Here is a 14,763-nt window from a genome sequence, read left to right as displayed (position 1 = left end):
ATAAAGTGCTTTTTATTAGGTTTTGTGTTTTCATGCTACTCATCCTGCATGAAAACAGATTAAATGTCCAGTCAATAATTACGGGTAATAGGCAGGCCTAGGCAACAGAACCAAGATTGAGTTTTAATCACTTTTTGAGATATGCAGTTATACTGAATATAGTATCGGATATTACGGTTTTTTATACTTATAGAACAAATAGTTGCTGTTTTCACAGTATAGGCCTGCGCAATCATCAAGAAAATTAGGGTAGTGCTGCGATAGAAAGAACTTTTTCTGCCACTGTTGTCTCGTTCACTGCCGGTGCGGCCTGGGAATGGGCTTGTTCAGATCAAAAACACTGGAAGCCAATATTCCGGGCAATCTTTTCTGATATTGCCAGTTCTGGCAACATTCTTCGCTGGGCCGTACTTCGGACGTTCCGATGAGTCCGGAAGTTTCTGTCCAAAACTGCAGATTTTGGTCCGGCAGCAAAGATGCCACTCTCGCTCTATGCCAATAACGGGTACATCAGTGAAATCTGGTGCACAGTTAAAGATGCATCAGTTTAACCGGACAGTCATGCAATACAGTTTACAATTTCATGTTCTCGTAGTGGACTGTCTTTACCCATTCAGGACGCATGAATAATAATTCACCGGGCATTGCCTGGGGTACATCCAGCCCGCAATCGTCAATTTTCTTTTGTGCTTGAGCGAACGCATCAATAAATCTAATTTTAATGCGCGCATTGCGAGCGCCCAGAAACAGTCCTGATATGACCAGAAATCCTGCGTATGTGATCCGGAGAGAATAACCGCATTCTTGCTCGAGAAAATTTTCTTCGCTGAACGCAGCGCCGCAATCGCGCATTAAATATCGCAGGGAATGGATTAATTCATCGTGACTGCGGCCGAAATGTTTTGCAATCACTTGCGTATTGGTCACCACTTTATTATTCGTAATACTTACTATTTTTTCCATGATTATCTCCGTTCGAATCTGACTTTAAAACCAAAGTCGTTTAATCAGCGACACCCGGTAAATATCGTTTGTTGTTCCTTACCGGATTGTGTTTTTTTGATCTTTTATTCTATTCTTACTGCACTTTATCCTAATGGTGCCATGTTAAAAATTGCCCTTTGGTCATAGTTTTGGAAGAAAAAGAGCTATAAGTACGAACTGGCGATGTCTTTGGTTATAAATAATTAGGCTATGTCATCGTTGACTGTTGGTGGTTATTCAATTTCAAGGCAGTCGATAAAATTGACTGAGGCGACAAGGAATCAGTTTGACGCTCAATCATTCTTCTCCATCCGAGATAATTCTCCAGATATCGCGTGCAACACCATGGAATTAACGTATCCATTGTTTGAGACGACAGCCGTAAGCATTGACGTTTTGTACGTGGTAAACCTTTCCGGTGACTCTGATTCCGGCATTTAAATTGGCCGGCCGATGCATGATTCCAAGCAGCTCTGGCTGCGGCAGCTAATGCCTTTTCTCCGTCGGAACACAGTATCGCGTCTGCTGCAATTAACGGCTTTAATATTGAGCCTCTTGCAAAACTCAAAGAAATAGGGGGAATTATTGGCTGAAATAGCCAAAAGTAGAAAGGAACTTGCTCATAAAAATGGTAAAACAGCGTTTCAAAAACAATCTAAAAGCAACTATAAATGAGCAAGTTAAGAGATGCTGTATCACAATATTGGCTGACTATACAAGGTTCATTATTTCCCTGGCTGAAAGAGGAGTCAGGCGAACTGACAAAGAAGCATCAGGAACTGGTAACCACCTTGGAGCTTTTGCAAATAGAGAGGTTTACTTATTCCAACCGTGGTTTTCCTGGTTGTCCGCTCAAAAGCCGTAGTGCTATTGCTCGTGCATTTATTGCCAAAATGGTCTGTAACATACCCACAACCCGAATGCTATTGGATCGATTAGCCGGTGACATCACATTGAGGTGGATATGCGGGTGGGAACGGGTCAATGATGTTCCACACGAGTCCACTTTTTCCCGTGCTTTTGATGAACTTTCCAAATCCCAATTACCGCAGCTTGTTCATAAGACGTTCATTAAAACCCACTATGCAAACGAAATTGTTGGACATAACTCTCGGGATTCGACGGCCATAGCAGCCGGAGAAAGGCCTGTCAGGAGCACCGGTAGCAAAGCAACCCGGCAAGCCGGGACGCCCTGAAAAGGGCGAAGCGCGAACAAAGCCGCTGACCCGGATTGAGCGTCAGGCAAGCGGCATGAGTATCGAGGCCATGCTGGATGGGCTGCCCCAGGAATGTGGTGTAGGTACCAAGAGAAACAGCAAAGGCTATAAAACCAGCTGGACGGGTTACAAACTACATATCGATGCCGCGGATGGCGGCATCCCGGTTAGCTGTGTTTTAACATCGGCATCGGTACATGACAGTCAGGCCGCTATCCCTTTGGCGAAGATAACCCATGATAGGATTACACACCTGTACGACTTGATGGACTCGGCATACGATGTGCCGCAAATTCACGAAATCAGCCGGCAGCCTGGGCATGTTCCGCTGATTGACAGTCATCCACGCCGTGATAAAACATTAAAAAATGAGCTTGCAGAAAAAAAACGTTGCCGTCAAGTTGGTCACCAAACGGCTGAAGCAATACGATATAACGAACGCAGCACCGTTGAGCGTGTGAATGCTCGATTAAAAGATGAATTTGGCGGCTGTGCAGTTCGTGTACGGGGGCATGCCAAAGTGATGTGTCACTTGATGTTTGGTATTCTGGCGTTAACTGCCAACCAAATAATGATCCTGGTGACTTAGAAATTTCCAGGCAAGCCATACAAAATAGAATTTAAATCAACTTATGGGAAAACTGCGCCTTAAATTTGGCAAAATCTCAAAAATAACCCTGTACATCGGCAGGAATGCAATCATTTATACCGATTCGGATTAAAATTTAGCTTGAACCAGATTATTGCTACTTGCGAAACTATGCCGACGGGAGTTTTGCAAGAGGTTCTATTGATTGTTGCCTTGACCTTTGAACTGCTGCGCTCCAATGGATATAAATGTGGAAACCTTCAATGATTCCTGTCACAGTCATCTTGGGCCCGTTGGCAAAACCGATGTTTATTTTTTTATTTCGATCTTCAAATTATTCATGTATACACTGCTAATTACTTTCTTTTTTGTTTCGATAATTTTTTCATTCCTTTGCTCAATCTGGGAAGCAGTATTACTCAGTATTACGCCATCGTTTACGGAGCAGAAAGTGCAGGAAGGCGGTGATATCGGCCCAAGACTTGAAGCTTACAAGTCCAATATCGACCAACCGCTGTCAGCTATTCTCACACTCAATACCATTGCGCATACAATCGGTGCCATCGGCGTAGGTGCGCAGGCCGCTATAATCTGGGGAACCTCATTGATGTCGACAGTAGTCGTGCCGGCGGTCATGACCCTGGCAATCCTGCTGTTATCTGAAATCGTGCCAAAAACAATTGGCGCCAGCTATTGGCAGGAGCTTACAAATTTCACCGTAAGAAGCCTCAAGATTGTAATGTTTGTTTTAGCGCCGTTCGTATATATCAGCCAGATCATTACCCGCTCTTTGAAAAAAGACGTGAACGCAAGTGTATTCAGCCGCAAGGATTTTTCCGCCATGGCGGATCTCGGCGCGAAACAGGGAGTTCTTGACAAAGATGAATCAACGATAATGCGCAACCTGATGCTTTTTGAATCGGTTCTGGCACACGATATCATGACGCCGCGTACAGTCATGGTGGCCGCTGCCGAAAATACATCGGCGCGTGCGTTCTATGGAAAGCATCCGAATCTTAGATTCTCACGCATTCCTGTCTTTGAAAATTCACTTGACAATATAACGGGTTATGTCTTGAAAAACGATCTGCTAATCACGCTGATAAACGATGGAGACAATACACCGTTATCGGCCATTAAGCGTGACATGATTGCCATTAAAGAAAACTTTCCCATTCCGGAATTGTTTAACCATTTCATCGAGAAACGCGAACATGTAGCACTGGTTATTGACGAATTCGGCGGTACGGCGGGACTGGTTACTATGGAAGACGTCATTGAAACGTTACTCGGCCTTGAAATTGTTGATGAATCCGATCACATTGTGGACATGCAAGCACTAGCACGCAAAAAATGGGAGGAGCGTGCGCGACGGATAGGCTTGTTAGAAAAACTAAACAAGGAAATTACAGAACAGGATTCAAACACAAAGGAAATAAAAAAAGGATCAATGGCTGACGACTGATATGATAATACTTCAGACTTTCCCCTTAACTGTGTATTATCACAGCGCAAATCGCGGTTTCCAGGCCAGTCGACCGTTTAACTTAGCGTCAGGCGACAAAAGCCTCGAACACACCCGCAATGAAATGAACATTTTTGTGCTTGATTTGGACATCAAGAAATGCGCACAGTATGATTGTGATCAGCACGTTTCCAAAATGATCCTGGAGAGCGCGCAGCTGCTCTGCACAGCGTTAAAAAAAGGTTCCAAACGCCGTATCGCCCGGCTCATATAAATCATCCATGCACTTTTTATATACCGGACAGCGTTACTTAGATTTCAGGTATTCCAGCATTGTTGTGGCGTCTGAAACTTCGTAAGGGTCATCGGGGCAGTTGTCTTCAAATCCCGGTTCAATGAACATTTTCTCGATCATTTTATTCTGTACAACCATAGAATAGCGCCAGGAACGCATGCCAAAACCCAGGTTCGATTTGTCAACAAGCATGCCCATTTTTCGGGTAAATTCTGCGTTTCCATCGGGCAAAACAAATACTTTCTCAACATCCAAATGCCGGCGCCACTGAAACATTACAAATGCGTCATTTACAGACAGGCAAATCACCTCGTCAATGCCCAATGCCTTAAAATCATCATAATGCTGTTCATACGCCGGTAAATGCGCAGTTGTACAAGTTGGTGTAAACGCGCCGGGCAATGCAAATAATACGATCCGCTTGCCAGCAAAAATATCTTCGGTTGAAACATCCTGCCAGCGGAACGGATTATCGCCACCTATGGATTCATCGCGCACACGCGTTTTAAAAGTCGCATCAGGTACTTGTCGTGTTATCTCAATCATAATTCTCTCCATTTGTTTTTAGTTCCGACATGCAATCGAAACAAAAGTGCCGGTCTTCACCCAATTAGGAGGTGCCGATATAAGGCAAAAACAGGCGGCGCACAAGATCTGCCGAGTAGAAAGCAATATTTATTGCATAATAAATAAGTTTTTGAGCCTGTTTTTAACGCTGCAGCGGTAACCCGGATAGTTTTTTTTCAACGACCTGTTAATTTGATACCGCTCCGGTATCTGGCATATGCGTGCATGCTTTTTTTGTTAACATGCCGAAAAACGTTATTATACGGGCTATCGTTTTTCACTTTTTCCGGAGATGTCATTCAACATCAAGTACCTAAGAACTGGCGAGGCACTGGCACTGATACTGAGAGCAATAATCCATATTTAATATTTACCTAATACTTCCAAAGTCTATCATATGTCATCTTTTTTAAAAACCGGCCGGAATTGCTGGCGTACCGAACATGTCGACCGGCTGCGCTTCCTCATTGACGGAGCTGATTATTTTGCCGTTTTACGTGAGGCCTTGAAAAAAGCACAGCATACGATTTACATATTAAGCTGGGATATCAACAGCCAGTTAAAATTGGTTCGGGATGCGGACAACGACGGATATCCGGAAAAACTGGGTGAATTCCTCGATGCGCTAACGAAAAAAAATCGAAATCTCAACATTTATATACTGAGCTGGGACTTTGCCATGATATATGGTGTGGGGCGCGAGTGGTTTCCTATCTATCAACTGGATTGGAAAACGAATCCGCGGGTTCATTTCTGTCTGGATAATTATCAGCCTGCTGGTGCGTCACAACATCAAAAGATTGTTGTTATCGACGATACGCTTGCGTTTGTCGGCGGGTTGGATCTCACGCTTGGACGTTGGGATACGTCTGATCATAAGCCTGAAAATCTGAATAGAGATGGTGACGATATGACGATCTTCAGGCCTTTTCACGATGTCCAAATCATGCTGGAGGGTGGAGCGGCAGCTGCCTTTGCAGAGCTGTTCCGTGAGCGCTGGAAATGGGTGGCGGATGAAGACTTGCAGCCTGCTGATAACGGGAAGTCATCAAAACTCTGGCCGGAAAATGTGCCTGCCGACATATCAGATGTTGTGGCAGGTTTGGCGCGTACCAGTTGTAAGTATGAACAACAAAGCGAAATACGCGAAATCCTCGATTTTTATCTGAATGCTATAGACGCTGCAGAGCGTTATATTTATATCGAGAACCAGTATTTTACTGTGCCATCGATTGCTGAAGCAATGCAGCGCAGTCTGGAAAAAGAGCAGGGGCCTGAAATCGTTATCGTGCAGCCCAGAGAGACCGATGGCTGGTTGGCGCAGATGACGATGGACGTCCTGCGCATACGGCTAATAAAACAAATGCAGGCGCGCGACAGGTATGACCGCCTGCGGGTCTACTATCCCGACGGTCCCGGCCTGAATGAATTGCCTATCAACGTGCATGCCAAAATCATGATTGTGGATGACAGGCTGGTAGCAGTCGGCTCGGCCAACCTGAACAACAGATCAATGAATCTAGACAATGAATGCATAATCATTATCGATGCAGGGTCTGATGACAACCTGAGGCGGAGTGTTTCCGCTTTTCGCAACCGCTTGCTCGCAGAACATTTGTCATGCTCGCCTGAGCGGATGCATGACACTTTAAGCCAGACGGATTCGCTGATAGCCGGTATCGAAAAACTGATCGACACCAATGGCAGATATCTAAACACACTACCGATGGACCTTCCGGAGGATGTTGACCAGATTGTTCCTGATACAGATGTAACCGATCCGGAAGAACCGCTGGAACCGGAACTTTTTGTAAACCGGATTCTGCCGGAAACTTCAGAGAAATCCATAAAATCAAGAATCGTGAACTGGTTATGGATGGTTGGTACGTTAACGGTATTGTCAGTAATGTGGCACTGGATGCCCTTAAGCAATTGGGTCGATCTGCAACCGGTATCAGAGGCATTGACCGGAATTCAAGCGGTGCCCGGTTTGCCGTTATGGATTATGGCTGGATTCGTGTTGATAGGGTGTACCAGACTGCCCTTTTCTTTGTTTGTTGTCGTGGTGGTTTCAATTGTCGGGCTGCTGCAAGGTCTAGCGTATTCATTAACGGGCGGTCTGTTAAGCGCATTTGTTGTGTACTATGCCGGTACCAGATTGAGTCGAAATGCTGTTCGCAATCTGGCGGGATCGAGACTGAACAGCATCAGCAACAAACTCGCACAGCATGGGGTGATCAGTATTGTGGCTATCCGTATTATACCCGTGGCGCCTTTCTCATTGATTAATCTGGTCGCCGGGGCTTCGCATTTCAAATTGCGCGATTTTCTTGCCGGCACGGCGGTTGGTATGATGCCGGGCTTGTTTACAGTCTCACTCATTACAGATCGTGCGCTTGCGGCAATTGAAAATCCTTCACCGGGGAATCTGACTGGACTCATACTAGTTGTCGCCACCGCCTTTGTCGCAGCCTACTTTCTGATGCGCTGGATCAGACGCAAAACGCAATATCATCAGAAAACACCGGAAGCATTAACAGAACATTAAACTACGGGTGCCGATATTACCTCACTGACACTTGCAACCTATAATATTCATCGTTGTACCGGTACTGACGGCAGATACAGCCCGGAGCGCGTACTAAACGTTATTAACGCGCTGGACGCTGACATTATTGCCTTGCAGGAAGTTGAAACCCTGCGTGACGGAATCAACCAGCTTGAACAGATAGGCCGGCAAACCGGAATGCAAGCCGTCGCGGGCATAACCATGTTCAGCAAAACTTCGCACTATGGTAATGCATTGTTGTCCCGGCTTGAGATCGAGGAACTGCACCGTGAAGATATCAGTGTGAATGGCAGAGAGCCGCGAGGCGCTATTTATATCAAAACAAGGCTGGGAAAGATCAGTATTCAAATCGTCGCAACCCATCTGGGTTTGTTGCCCCGCGAACGCCGCACACAAGTCAAACAACTGTTGAAAATATTCGAGCGCAAGCCTGCTGATATTTCCATTTTAATGGGTGATCTGAATGAATGGTATTTGTGGGGCCGTCCGCTTCGATGGCTGCACAGGCATTTCTGCAGAACCGCCGCGCAGGCAACTTTCCCATCGCAGTTTCCGCTGCTGGCCCTTGACAGAATCTGGGTCAAACCCCGGGCATGCCTGCGTTCGGTAACCAGCTACAATACCGCGATAACCAGAAAAGCTTCCGACCATTTACCCTTGATAGCGAAATTGATTTTTTAACCTGGATATTGCATCAGTTGCTGGAATTTAAACGCTGGGCTGTGTTGAATTGAGCATGCTCGCGACCGCAAGCGCAGTTATTCTGCGACGCAGGGAGCATGTGCGTTCAATTCAAGACAGGGCAAGTTAAAAACCGGCAAGTGGATCCGTGGGTGCAAACTGTATGATTTCGTTAGAATTCATGAAAACCAACGGCATCATAATTGTACGCCAAAATCCAGCGTACTGGCGCAATATCCATTGGCTCAAATCCGCAACTCATCAATTCGCGCCGCAATATACCGTAAAGCACGAGACTCAAACTGTCAGTTCGTGCATCCTGCTGGCAACCACAATTTGAACAAACATTGGATACAAGACACTATCAAGATGCTTATGGTAGCAGCGCCGCCAAAATGGAGTATCTGTGCTTTTTTGCCTGACCCAGTTTGACCCCGGTCGTGTGGTTGGTCGCATGAGCCTAACCTTTGTTGGGAACATTAGCTCGATCACAATAGGGGTATAGCCAATCATTTAGCCATTTAACTTCGTGATTAAAAGTCTATGGATATTCAAAGGTAATAAATCAGGGGTGCCAATAGAACCGCTCATCGATTATCTTGTTATTTTTCCATATTGCACGGGCAATTTGCGCTGTAAATACTTCTTTACCATCAACCGTCACATATCGAAACGTACATTCCTGGAATGTTGTATCGCCGCCCACCCCTAAGGATTGCACTTCATACCCTTTAAATTCTTTGACCGACTCCAGCCATTTTTTTTCGCGTTCAATATTTGCGTTAAGCCCTATACATGGTGGCTCGAGATTTTCCTGCATCTTTACGCTGTCATCATAAAATTCATACATGGCTTCAATAACCTTTCCTTCCCGTATCCACTGACAAAGATCCTCAAGCCGTTTCATTAGCTGTTGTTCCCGGTCTGTCATATGCTTTTCCTTTTTTGATTCAAAAAATATTAGTCAAAGAAGATTATTACTAAAAAGTAACAGTTCCAGATAGTTACGCTGATAAATAGTGATTTAAGTCATTGTAATATCGATTTAATATGTAATATTTAATTCCAGTTTCAAAAAATTGGTATTGCGGCCTCCTGCATTATCAATGACCTCTCCGGCAAAAAAGTGACTGTAACTCAAGCCTAACGCCACATAGCGGCTCAACCGGTAATCGACACTGATGGAAGGCATATGTGCGACAAAATGGCCGTCTGCCGCAGTGGTACCGGGAAGCGGTATCAATCCGCGCACATATATACCGCATCATTTTTTTCCACCCGCCAGAAGAGATTCCAATCAAACGATATGGAAAGCTGATTAAGCGGCTAAAACGTAATTTCCGGCTCGATGTTGTAAAAATTTTGTGGTGCAAGCACTGTCGCTTCTTCAAAATATGTCAGATTCGGATAGAGGACTAAAAGTATTTAGTTTTTCATTAGTCGGATTTTTATCGCCACTTGCAATATTAACATTCAACGTCACACGCGGTAACCAAAGTATTTTGTCAAATCAGGGTAATCGGGCTTAAATCACTCCAATAATCCGTAGCAGATAAGGCGGCGTAACGATTTGTCTGTTGCCGGTCGATCCAGTAGCGTCCGTGTTGTTGGCAGGTTATATACCATTTTCGCCACAAATGCCCTTGCTATGGCCACCCGGCTGTGCTCCGGGCGCCCCGGGTAACCGCGAGATGAGAAAATGAGTTTCTCGATACGAATCAACTCCAGCGTAGTTATTAGTTCCTGCTGCTTTTTCGTTAATGGCCCCAATTCTTCAGATAACCATGGAAGCAACGAGCTTTGTATATTCCACCATGTTTGTATAAAGTCTTGTGCAGCCTTTCCATCTGTTGATATTTTTTGAGTTTCGATAGTTCAACTTTATCACTGATGGATGGGCTATTTTCAATTTCTTGGCCATTCGGGCCAATAATTCAGCTTAATTTTTGGATTTTGCAAGTTCCTCCTCTGTTTATCAGTTGCATATTCCGGCCCAACGTGAACAGCCATTCCGGTTGAAGATGAACTTTTTACTGGAAACCAGGTTGCAGACCAAAATCCAGCGTACTGGTGCGATATTGGGTTAAGCTGGCAGAGGATTCATACGCCTTTTGTGATTATTCGCACATACTGTTCGCGTAAATAAGTACACAATTATTCTCAAGACTATAGAAGTATCAAGTGTATTTCTTCACAAACGGCCAGTCAGCATTTGGTCATAGCCTGGAGGCGCTTATCATGCCAAAAAAAGATTCTTATAAAGGCTTCAACGAAAGATTCAAGCTTCTGAATCGAAGTGTCAGCATACAGACGGAAGGGGATCGTGTCACATTGGCTGTTGATAACGATGTGCATGAAGTTAAGTTCCTGAAAAACGGTCGCCCTTACACCAAAGCCTATGTAAACGTTATGGCAACATCAATTCGTGATTACGCTGAACGATTTGTGAAATTTACCGATGCACAGGAAAAACATTGGGCGCTGGTCGATGCCGAGCGAAAAAAAAGCTGAGGTCTGTAGCTGATCCAGCATTGCATAAACTACCCACAGCAGAGCAGTGCAATTTTGAATTAACGAACGATACTGGAGGTGGTTATGAAAAAAATAGCCTGCCGGAAAAATCTAGTTGACCTGAGTGGTACTCAACGTGATGCGTTAGTCAACGCCTTATTATCACTTAAGGCAGACGGAAAATACGACAAATATGCCGATCAACACGACACCTATTTTGGTACTGCGCACGGCAACCCGTTCTTTTATCCATGGCACCGAAAGTTTCTCAGCAATCTTGAAAAAGAGCTGCAGCAGTATGATTCTGATATTTCATTGCCATATTGGGATTCAACTCAGCAGCAATCTGCTACGGAATTACCCTGGACTTCCTCTTTTATGGGTGGAACGGGAAATCCCGTAAGTGGTCCATTTGAGCCCTGGGGAATACGGCGATCCCTTGGCGCAAGCAGCTCACTGCCTTCATCTGGTGATATTGACGATGACCGCAATCTGACACCGTATTCCGACCACTGGAGTCCGGCAGAAGGCACCCATGGCCCGCCCCATAATTGGGTAGGTGGAAACATGGCGTCCGTCAGATCACCCGAGGATCCCATTTTCTTTCTGCATCATTGTTTCGTCGACAAATGGTGGTCAGACTGGCAAAACGCACATCCGGGAGAAGACGCATATCAAGGCTCCGGCAGTGAATCTCCCGGTTCCGCCATGGCGCCATGGACAACCACGCCGAATGATGTAGTCGATACAGTTAATCTCGATTATATTTATGACACCGATCCGCCGCGTATTGAAAATCAAACCGCCGCCCTCAAGTTCATCGATATTCCCGAAGGGGAAGAAACCGTACGGGGTGTGGTGTTTCAGGTTGTGACCTGTAATACGCTGACTTTCAATATTACTGACGGGCCCGGCGCCGGTTTTAATACACCATTTGGTACGTCAGTGACTGTAGATCCAGGAGATGGCGCAGTTAGTGGTGAAGTCATAGTCTGGATTTCGTATCAAGGTACAAACGATGGTGACTCGGCATCCGGTTCGGTGACCATTGAATGCGTTCAGACCGGAGAAAGCTGGGTCGTTCCGATAACCGCCAATACCATCGGGCGGCCTACGGTTGGCGTTGCTCTGGTATTGGATAAATCAGGCAGTATGGAAACCGATGTCGGAGACGGTCGTACGCGCAACGAGCTGTTAGTGGAAGCCGCACAAATCTTTGCCAACGTTATCCAGGAGGATAATGGGATCGGAATTGCGGCATTTGATCACGATGCGAATAAGGTGATGGATATCGACGTTGCCGGTGCACCGGGCTCTATCTTCGGGACGGGCCGGGCCGATGCGATTATGCATATTGCCAACCATACGCCTAATCCCGATGGTTTTACTTCCATCGGTGACGGCGTAGAAAAGGGCAATGAATTGACTACAGCCGCCAGCGGAAATTTCGATGAAACTGCAATGATTGTTTTTACCGATGGAAAGGAAAATCGCAGTAAATACATTGCGGATGTATCAGGCTTGATTGGCGATAAGGTTTTTGCCATCGGACTCGGTACCGCGTCGGACTTAAATGCCGCCGCACTGAATGAGCTCTGCAATGGTTCAGGCGGTGAGCTGCTGCTGACCGATACCATTGATCCAATGGATGATTTTTTCAAATTATCAAAATACTATCTTCAGGTTCTCGCCGGTATCACCAACGTGGATATCGTGACTGATCCTGAAAACTGGATTGCCCCCGGCGAGGAGCATCGTATTCCGTTTATTCTCAACGAGACCGATATCAGTCATGATGTCGTATTGCTTTGCCCCGCTTCCGAGGTGGTTCGTATGATTCTGGAAACACCGGAAGGCTATACGATTGACCCGGCATTTGCGTCATCCAGTATTGGCGTAACCTTTGTCACGGGTCCTAATTTCAGCTATTACCGCGTCACGCTTCCGGTTGTTAATCCCGAGGGCGTAGCGTCCAAGGAAGGTATCTGGACAGCAGTCCTTAAGGTGAACGAAAAGTATTATAAAAAATATCTCGGTTCACTTGACAACAATCCGGAATTATTGAATCAGGTAGCAGTGCACGGCGTACGCTATAATTTGAGTGTCTATTCGCTTTCAAATCTGAAGTTGACCGGCACCCTGAGTCAGGACGGCTACGAACCGGGCGCCAAGGTCAGTCTGCGCTGCGTTTTGACCGAGTATGGGCTTCCTCTTGCTGGTCAGGCTGCCGTCACTGCAGATGTAACACATCCGGACGGCACAGTCTCAATATTAAGTCTTGCTAAAGTTGAAACCGGAGTCTACGAGGCTCAAGTTGCGGCAAATATTTCCGGCGTCTACACCGCGCATGTTACAGCAGAAGGTAAGACGGCAAGGGGACGCAACTTTACACGCGAGCATATCTTTACTGCGGCCGTATGGAAAGGCGGGAATAACCAGTTTCCGACAACCCCGGATGATCCAAATCAATCAGTAGAGTGCCTGTGCGGTTTGCTGCGATGCCTGTTAAGCGATCAGGTGCTGGATCGGGAATTCCGTAAGCGGCTTGAGAAAAAAGGCATTAACGTGAATGGCATTCGCGAATGTATCGAAAAATGGTGCCGTTGTAGACTTGATAGCCGTAATGAGGCAGTTCGATTGACAAACGATATAAAAACCGGAATTTGATCGGATATCGACCAAGGCGCTTGGGAGCCGCGAATAAATAAGTGTGACAATCGGGCGCGTCTGGCGGGATGCAATGCAAGGCGGGAGGATGAGTCATAGCACAAGCTAGGCGACGGCGAACAACGCTGCAGTGTGTCCGCCAGATGCGATCCAGATGTTACAGTTATTTATGAACGACTCTTATTCGTTAGTCATCAGAAACGCATCCTGAAAAATGGTCAGGCTGCAAAAATTATCAGAGCCAAGATTATCTTTTCGCAGGTTTATGGTGCAGGCTGAAACAAGCCTTCCAGCAGCAATGCATCATCAAAATGCCGCCGTCCTACAAACGCAGTTGCGTGGTGTCCGCGTTCGCGCATCGCGCCAGCGGACGGTATCCCCATAGGCCACAACAACCAGCGTTCACGGCGTTCGCTGCCAATCACCAGCCCATTGCCTGCAAACAAGCTGCGGCGGCCGCTATCAATGACAGGTGTCGCATATAACTCAGCATAATCACGCCATTCATAGGGTGTGCCATCCGGTTGATCGGCATAGACGCGTTCGATGTAATGCGCCGCTGAGGCAATTCTTATTACTATCCGTTGACCAGCGGTCAATCTCGGCGCGGGCTGAGGTAATAGCGGAGGTTCGGCAAGTTGCAAAGCCTCTGGCTTTGGCTGTAGTGCCTCAGTCAGAAAAAACATGTGGTAGCAGCCGCAAGGATGGATAGTGTCGTAAAGCAAAGGCGCGCCATCACTGTTTAATGTTACGCGCCAGATCAAACCATCAAGTGCGCCACCCAGAATATCGAAGATGCCAGTGATAGGCCGAGCGGCAAACCACACGACATAGTTTAATTGCAACAGCGTTTGATCTTGCCAGCGCGTGTAACTCGGATAGCGATAAACAACGGGTGCCGGTTTTACACCGGGTTTGCCAGCGGTATTCCAAATCGGTATGCCGGGCAGATCATTCTCATCGACAACATCGACTTCCCACACTGGCGCATGGTAAGCAAACAAAGCGTGTAATAATGCTGTATCGGGTACGGGTATACCTAATGGATCATGGGATAATTGCGTGAGGCTAGCCGATGATACTTCTGTTAACGGGCGCCAACGCTGCAACCGGCCAAGTATTGCTAGTATTTCGATTCATTAAATTATTTACAAATTAAACGATTTCGAGATTGAATTTCTTCCAGCGGTAAACGACAGGAGTAGAATTAATTTCCTC

Annotated in this window: 12 protein-coding genes and 1 pseudogene; 7 read left to right on the top strand and 6 right to left on the bottom strand. The window is 46.1% G+C overall.

Annotated features, from left to right (window positions below; genetic code table 11):
• Positions 1 to 573: 573 nt before the first annotated feature.
• Together BMY60_RS13120 and BMY60_RS16375 are read right to left on the bottom strand one after the other, a co-directional pair.
• Positions 574 to 963: a Rha family transcriptional regulator gene (locus BMY60_RS13120; protein WP_090334235.1), complete on the bottom strand. Its 390-nt coding sequence runs from the start codon at positions 961 to 963 to the stop codon at positions 574 to 576.
• Positions 964 to 1,192: 229 nt separating this feature from the next.
• Positions 1,193 to 1,537, bottom strand: a pseudogene (locus tag BMY60_RS16375) (IS1595 family transposase); the annotation flags it as partial.
• A gap of 118 nt (positions 1,538 to 1,655) precedes the next feature.
• On the opposite strand from BMY60_RS16375, the gene BMY60_RS16740 reads away from it, so the two are divergent.
• The 3 genes from BMY60_RS16740 to BMY60_RS13110 all read left to right on the top strand — a co-directional run bounded on the left by BMY60_RS16740 (position 1,656) and on the right by BMY60_RS13110 (position 4,255).
• On the top strand, positions 1,656 to 2,180 hold the full coding sequence (locus tag BMY60_RS16740; RefSeq protein ID WP_371264217.1) for a transposase: 525 nt from the start codon (positions 1,656 to 1,658) through the stop codon (positions 2,178 to 2,180).
• 55 nt (positions 2,181 to 2,235) lie between these two features.
• Positions 2,236 to 2,790 (top strand): transposase, encoded by a 555-nt coding sequence (locus tag BMY60_RS16735; protein WP_371264216.1) that lies wholly within the window; start codon positions 2,236 to 2,238, stop codon positions 2,788 to 2,790.
• A 340-nt stretch (positions 2,791 to 3,130) separates the two neighbouring features.
• Entirely contained in the window at positions 3,131 to 4,255 is a 1,125-nt protein-coding gene (locus BMY60_RS13110; protein WP_090334239.1) for a CNNM domain-containing protein, read from the top strand.
• A 307-nt stretch (positions 4,256 to 4,562) separates the two neighbouring features.
• Here the strand turns inward: BMY60_RS13110 and BMY60_RS13105 are convergent, their stop codons facing one another.
• Positions 4,563 to 5,096, bottom strand: a complete 534-nt coding sequence (locus BMY60_RS13105) for a peroxiredoxin (protein WP_177166679.1) — start codon at positions 5,094 to 5,096, stop codon at positions 4,563 to 4,565.
• 418 nt (positions 5,097 to 5,514) lie between these two features.
• Between BMY60_RS13105 and BMY60_RS13100 the strand changes: the two genes are divergently transcribed.
• A complete protein-coding gene (locus tag BMY60_RS13100; protein WP_090334233.1) occupies positions 5,515 to 7,665 on the top strand; it encodes a VTT domain-containing protein in 2,151 nt (716 codons plus the stop codon).
• Between the two features lie 15 nt (positions 7,666 to 7,680).
• Positions 7,681 to 8,367: an endonuclease/exonuclease/phosphatase family protein gene (locus tag BMY60_RS13095; protein WP_090334231.1), complete on the top strand. Its 687-nt coding sequence runs from the start codon at positions 7,681 to 7,683 to the stop codon at positions 8,365 to 8,367.
• Positions 8,368 to 8,932: 565 nt separating this feature from the next.
• Here BMY60_RS13095 and BMY60_RS13090 read toward each other — a convergent pair.
• Together BMY60_RS13090 and BMY60_RS13085 are read right to left on the bottom strand one after the other, a co-directional pair.
• Positions 8,933 to 9,298 carry a hypothetical protein gene (locus BMY60_RS13090; protein WP_090334230.1) on the bottom strand — a complete coding sequence of 122 codons (366 nt, stop codon included), beginning with the start codon at positions 9,296 to 9,298 and terminating at the stop codon, positions 8,933 to 8,935.
• A 114-nt stretch (positions 9,299 to 9,412) separates the two neighbouring features.
• Complete coding sequence (locus BMY60_RS13085) at positions 9,413 to 9,619, bottom strand: alginate export family protein (protein ID WP_090334229.1); 207 nt, start codon at positions 9,617 to 9,619, stop codon at positions 9,413 to 9,415.
• Between the two features lie 986 nt (positions 9,620 to 10,605).
• On the opposite strand from BMY60_RS13085, the gene BMY60_RS13080 reads away from it, so the two are divergent.
• Positions 10,606 to 10,878 carry an SPRY domain-containing protein gene (locus BMY60_RS13080; protein WP_090334228.1) on the top strand — a complete coding sequence of 91 codons (273 nt, stop codon included), beginning with the start codon at positions 10,606 to 10,608 and terminating at the stop codon, positions 10,876 to 10,878.
• A gap of 84 nt (positions 10,879 to 10,962) precedes the next feature.
• Positions 10,963 to 13,545: a tyrosinase family protein gene (locus tag BMY60_RS13075; protein WP_090334227.1), complete on the top strand. Its 2,583-nt coding sequence runs from the start codon at positions 10,963 to 10,965 to the stop codon at positions 13,543 to 13,545.
• A 263-nt stretch (positions 13,546 to 13,808) separates the two neighbouring features.
• On the opposite strand, the gene BMY60_RS13070 is transcribed toward BMY60_RS13075, so the two are convergent.
• The gene (locus tag BMY60_RS13070) at positions 13,809 to 14,654 is read right to left on the bottom strand and encodes a hypothetical protein (protein ID WP_090334225.1); all 846 of its coding nucleotides are present in this window, start codon (positions 14,652 to 14,654) and stop codon (positions 13,809 to 13,811) included.
• Between the last annotated feature and the right edge of the window lie 109 nt (positions 14,655 to 14,763).

Origin of the sequence: Nitrosomonas sp. Nm51, from assembly GCF_900111165.1 — a bacterium.
In the GTDB taxonomy this organism is placed as follows: domain Bacteria; phylum Pseudomonadota; class Gammaproteobacteria; order Burkholderiales; family Nitrosomonadaceae; genus Nitrosomonas.
This window is presented reverse-complemented; position numbering and strand designations above follow the sequence as displayed.

What these genes read in the sequence shown, in the direction of transcription:
- BMY60_RS13080 (WP_090334228.1), top strand. Translation starts at nt 10,606, where the DNA reads ATGCCAAAAAAAGATTCTTATAAAGGCTTCAACGAAAGATTCAAGCTT.
- BMY60_RS13105 (WP_177166679.1), bottom strand. Translation starts at nt 5,096, where the DNA reads ATGATTGAGATAACACGACAAGTACCTGATGCGACTTTTAAAACGCGT.
- BMY60_RS16735 (WP_371264216.1), top strand. Translation starts at nt 2,236, where the DNA reads ATGAGTATCGAGGCCATGCTGGATGGGCTGCCCCAGGAATGTGGTGTA.
- BMY60_RS13075 (WP_090334227.1), top strand. Translation starts at nt 10,963, where the DNA reads ATGAAAAAAATAGCCTGCCGGAAAAATCTAGTTGACCTGAGTGGTACT.
- BMY60_RS13090 (WP_090334230.1), bottom strand. Translation starts at nt 9,298, where the DNA reads ATGACAGACCGGGAACAACAGCTAATGAAACGGCTTGAGGATCTTTGT.
- BMY60_RS13120 (WP_090334235.1), bottom strand. Translation starts at nt 963, where the DNA reads ATGGAAAAAATAGTAAGTATTACGAATAATAAAGTGGTGACCAATACG.
- BMY60_RS13100 (WP_090334233.1), top strand. Translation starts at nt 5,515, where the DNA reads ATGTCATCTTTTTTAAAAACCGGCCGGAATTGCTGGCGTACCGAACAT.
- BMY60_RS13110 (WP_090334239.1), top strand. Translation starts at nt 3,131, where the DNA reads ATGTATACACTGCTAATTACTTTCTTTTTTGTTTCGATAATTTTTTCA.
- BMY60_RS16740 (WP_371264217.1), top strand. Translation starts at nt 1,656, where the DNA reads ATGAGCAAGTTAAGAGATGCTGTATCACAATATTGGCTGACTATACAA.